We start from the raw sequence: 3,645 nt of genomic DNA on the forward strand, positions 1-3,645 counted from the left end.
TAAAATGGAAAACCAAAGATGCTATGGGTTATCATAGTTATAAAACAGCTTATAATACCATTCGAGGGATTGAGACAATCAATATGTTATTCAAGGGGCAGCTTTATCACTTACTTAAGAGCTCTGCTATAAATATTAAATACTTTGTTGAAAGGCAATTTAACTTACCTACCCCTGCTTATATTTTCTAAAAAACCTCATAAAATTTTATAACTTCTTCCTTCAATTTTATTCTTTGCAACACAACCCCAATTATATGTTAGGCTCAAGAAGATCAGCCCAAGAATTTGAAGAAGAATACTAGTGAGTAGTGATACCAGTATTGCAGACTTACATTATTACATGCAAATAATTATGAGTTGGGAGGGGATACATTTACACCAATTTATAATACGAGGTAAATCATATGGAATTTATTATGCAGGCGGAATGAGTTTCAGGGAGAACCCTAGATGTAGTGTCCTGATTTCATAAATGCAAATTCCAGCAATCGAGTGTAAGTTTTGTCCAGAATTAATTGCAACTAGAAAAAGCAGTTTGGCCAGGATTAAATGATTTTATAAATTTTTTGTCCGGAAATAAATGATTCTATAATTTTATTTTTCAGAATTAATTGCGACTATAAGTTAGAAAAGAGATTAGAAATAAAGGTAGTAATATAATGTATGATTTATTAGATAAAAATGAGCATATTAAATTTATGAGACTTTAAACAAAAGTCATTGATAAAAAAGTATAAATCCATATAGAATAAGAGCTAATTTTAGGTTTTTATAAAAACGGGCTAAAAAAGCTATTATGTATGTACTTAATAAGACAATAGCTTACTTGAGAGTATCAACGATTGATCAAGACCTTGATAAGAACCGTGCTGCAATTTTAAACCTAGCTAATGAGAAAGGTCTCGGACAAGTACAGTTTATAGAAGAGAAAGCTTCCGGCAAAACACCATGGCGCGAAAGNAAAATAGCAGAAATATTAGAGAGCATGCANAGTGATAGTAATATAATAGTCAGTGAGCTTTCCAGGCTAGGGCGTAGTATGTTGGAATGCATGGAAATATTATCAATAGCTTTTCAGAAAGGAATTAATGTCTACGCAGTTAAAGGTAATTGGCAGCTAGATAAAAGTATCCAAAGTAAGATTATGGCTATGGCACTAGCAATGGCAGCAGAAATAGAAAGAGACNTTATTTCCAAACGTACCACTGAAGCACTACGAGTAAAAAAAGCTGCNGGTATAAAACTTGGCAGACCTATTGGCCCTGGAAAAAGTAAGTTAGATGACTATAAGGTAGANATTGAAGCTTTATTGAAGAATGGGTCAACAAAGAAATTTATAGCCGCCCGCTATAAAACAACNCCGGCTAATCTTCATAATTGGTTNAGAAAAAATGGGCTTGATAAAATAGCATATGCTCTTGAAGGAGATATTCCTCAATGACAAGATGTGTGCCGGCAGATGCATTGATTATGTTATACAACAGATTATCTGCTCTAGCACCACGTAACCCACAGCGCAAGTTAGTCATAAAAGAAGCAGCTGAATTTTATAATGTTTCACCCGCTACACTATACCGCGCATTACATAAATATAAGAAGCCNAAAACAATTTATAGGGCAGATTATAATCGACCTAGACTCATTAGCCAAAGTGAAATGAGGAATTATTGTGAACTTATAGCTGCCTTAAGAGTTAGGACTACAAATAAGAAGGGTAGACGACTTTCTATAAAAGAATGTATCCGTCTTTTAGAAACCTATGGAGTTGAAACAAAAGGAGTATTAGTAAAAGCACCCCAAGGTTTATTAAAAAAATCAACAGTAAGCAATTATCTCAAACGTTTCGGGTTAGATTGCTTATCACTAAATGTACAACCACCTATAGTACGATTNCAAGCAGTAAACAGTAATGATTGTTGGCATTTTGATTTCAGTCCTTCAGATTTTAANCATCTTCCTGCTGAGAAAAATGAAGATAATTTAGAAAGAACACCTACATTAATGCTAGCTAGTGTTGTTGATGACCGTAGTGGAGTAACATATCAAGAATATCATTATATTTATGGTGAANATATTATCACTGCTTTAAAGTTTTTATATAATGCTATGGCAGCAAAGAAACACCCGGGNTTTCCTTTTCAAGGGATACCTAAAACATTTTATATGGATAACGGGCCGGTTGCAAAAAGCCTAGTGTTTAAGAGAGTCATGGCATACCTTAATGTAGAAATTAGAACTCATTTACCTGATGGTAAAGATGGCCGTCGTAAAACTGCTAGGTCCAAAGGAAAAGTTGAGCGCCCATTTCGTACGGTAAAAGAATCTCTAGAAACTTTATATCATTTACATCCTCCCCAGAANCTTTTAGAAGCTAATGAATGGTTACGCCATTATTTGGAAAGATATAACCAGGAGAANCACCGACAGGAAGAGCACTCNCGCTTAGAAGATTGGAAACGTAATTTACCACCTGAAGGATTTAGAGCAATGTGTGATTGGCAGCAATTTTCTGCCTTGGCTCGAGAACCTGAAACAAGGAAAGTAGGAAGTGATGCATGTGTTGTTGTTAATGGAGTGAAGTATCAGTTAACACATGAACTTGCAGGAGTAAAAGTTACTTTACTATGGGGTCTCTTCAATAATGAATTACACGTTGAATATGAAGGCAAATCTTATGGACCATTCTATCCTGCTGATGGACCAATTNCTTTCGGTCGATATCGTACTTTTAAGAAAAGTAAGAAGGAAGAGCGCGCTGATCATATAGAACTCTTAGCAAAAAATATTTCTATACCNCGTGCTGCCTTATCAGGCGGCTCTACAATAACCGATACTATGCTTAATACTTCGGGACTTGTTGAAGATAAGCAAGCATCAATACCATTTGAGCTGGAACATTCCCTAAGCCAAACATCATTTAAAGATGCTATAGAAGCTAAAGCTGCAATATCACGTTGGCTTGGTTATCCCTTAGGACGTTTATTGCCTGAGCAGATGGCTAGAATTGAGGCAATTATTTTAGAAAGCTTAGATAAACAGCTTGTAATGACACAAGTGAAGCAACTATTTGAGATAAAACCTATATTTACCAGGAAGGAGAACTAATGGATATTGAAAGCATGAAGTATTATGGTTTAACTAAAGAAATTGATAAAGCAGAATATTTTGAAACTGATACCTACCAAAGTATGCTAAGCAATATTAAACATGCAATAAAATCAGGAGGGCTTATCGCATTAACCGGCATAGTTGGTATAGGTAANACTGTTACTTTAAGACGCTTACAGCAAGCAATTAGAGATGAAAATAAAATTTTAGTTTCTAAATCTCTGGCTACAGATAAACGTAATGTCACAATTAATACTTTATATACAGCTTTATTTGCAGATATAGCAACAAAGAAAGACGGTAAGTTGCCTACACAAGCTGAAAAAAGGGAGCGTAAGCTACAATCCCTTATCAAGGAGTTAAATAAGCCTATTGCCTTATTTATTGATGAAGCTCATGATTTACATCCACGCACTTTAGTGAGTTTAAAACATCTTATTGAGACTGTGCAAGATGTAAACGGCACTTTAGCCGTAATAGTTTTAGGTCACCCTAAATTAGCAAACGATCTACGCAATCCTGTACTAGAAGAAGT

Annotated in this window: 5 protein-coding genes; all 5 read left to right on the forward strand. The window is 34.9% G+C overall.

Annotated features, from left to right (window positions below; genetic code table 11):
• Positions 1–191: hypothetical protein (locus NF27_RS12335; RefSeq protein WP_039454516.1), on the forward strand; the 191-nt coding region annotated here is incomplete at its 5' end.
• A gap of 112 nt (positions 192–303) precedes the next feature.
• On the forward strand, positions 304–474 hold the full coding sequence (locus tag NF27_RS13265; RefSeq protein ID WP_410518017.1) for an IS1096 element passenger TnpR family protein: 171 nt from the start codon (positions 304–306) through the stop codon (positions 472–474).
• Between the two features lie 324 nt (positions 475–798).
• Positions 799–1,443: a recombinase family protein gene (locus NF27_RS02780; RefSeq protein ID WP_053332444.1), complete on the forward strand. Its 645-nt coding sequence runs from the start codon at positions 799–801 to the stop codon at positions 1,441–1,443.
• An 8-nt stretch (positions 1,444–1,451) separates the two neighbouring features.
• Positions 1,452–3,107 (forward strand): IS481 family transposase, encoded by a 1,656-nt coding sequence (locus tag NF27_RS02785; RefSeq protein ID WP_204367846.1) that lies wholly within the window; start codon positions 1,452–1,454, stop codon positions 3,105–3,107.
• 83 nt (positions 3,108–3,190) lie between these two features.
• Positions 3,191–3,645: AAA family ATPase (locus NF27_RS02790; RefSeq protein WP_458692786.1), on the forward strand; the 455-nt coding region annotated here is incomplete at its 3' end.

Source organism: Candidatus Jidaibacter acanthamoeba (genome assembly GCF_000815465.1).
GTDB classification, from domain to species: Bacteria; Pseudomonadota; Alphaproteobacteria; order Rickettsiales; family Midichloriaceae; genus Jidaibacter; species Jidaibacter acanthamoebae.